Annotated in this window: 1 pseudogene; it reads left to right on the top strand. The window is 62.3% G+C overall.

The window, feature by feature from the left end:
- Window positions 1–99 precede the first annotated feature (99 nt).
- Window positions 100–703, top strand: a pseudogene (locus EOA22_RS36060) (hypothetical protein); the annotation flags it as partial.

The raw sequence follows: 703 nt of genomic DNA, 5'->3' as shown, positions 1-703 counted from the left end.
GCTGTAGCCCCTGCCCCGCGGGCCCAACGGCACACGGAACGTGTCGCCGACAATAGGCGTACCGCACGCTTGCGGCCAGAGACAATCACGGCGGTCTGCGTGTTCGGTATCAGTATCCTGCTGGTGCTGGGTTCACGCTTCGTCAGCCCGGCACTCGGTTCATGGGATCACGTCAACACCATAATCCTTCTGGCGTCGTTCCTGATCGTCGTGGCCTTCGGCCAGGGGATCGTCATCATGATCGGAGGTCTCGACCTTTCAGTCCCGGCGCTCATAACGCTTGGCGGCGTGCTGACGACCAGTTGGATCGATGCCTCCAGCGGCATGAGCTTGCCGCTGATACCGGCGATCTTGCTGATCTGCGCGTGCATTGGCGGGATCAGCGGCCTTGGGGTGACCTTGCTGCGTATCCCGCCCTTCATCATGACCATGGCGACGGGGATCATCACCGCTTCCGCAGCACTTGGGCTTACGAGCGGCACACCGCGCGGCGCGGCTCCCCCAATCCTGACCGCTCTGATGAAAGCGAGTTGGATCGGCATCCCGGTCATCCTCCTATTCATCCTGGTTTTCGCCATCCTCGGCTCAGTGCTGCAGGGTCGAACATCCTACGGTCGCCGCCTGACAGCCATCGGCGCGAATCCGGTCGCGGCTCATGTCGCGGGCATTGCAGTGCGCAGTTCGGTTCTGATCGCCTATATGC

Origin of the sequence: Mesorhizobium sp. M7A.F.Ca.US.014.04.1.1 (assembly GCF_003998745.1) — a bacterium.
In the GTDB taxonomy this organism is placed as follows: domain Bacteria; phylum Pseudomonadota; class Alphaproteobacteria; order Rhizobiales; family Rhizobiaceae; genus Mesorhizobium; species Mesorhizobium ciceri.
This window is presented reverse-complemented; position numbering and strand designations above follow the sequence as displayed.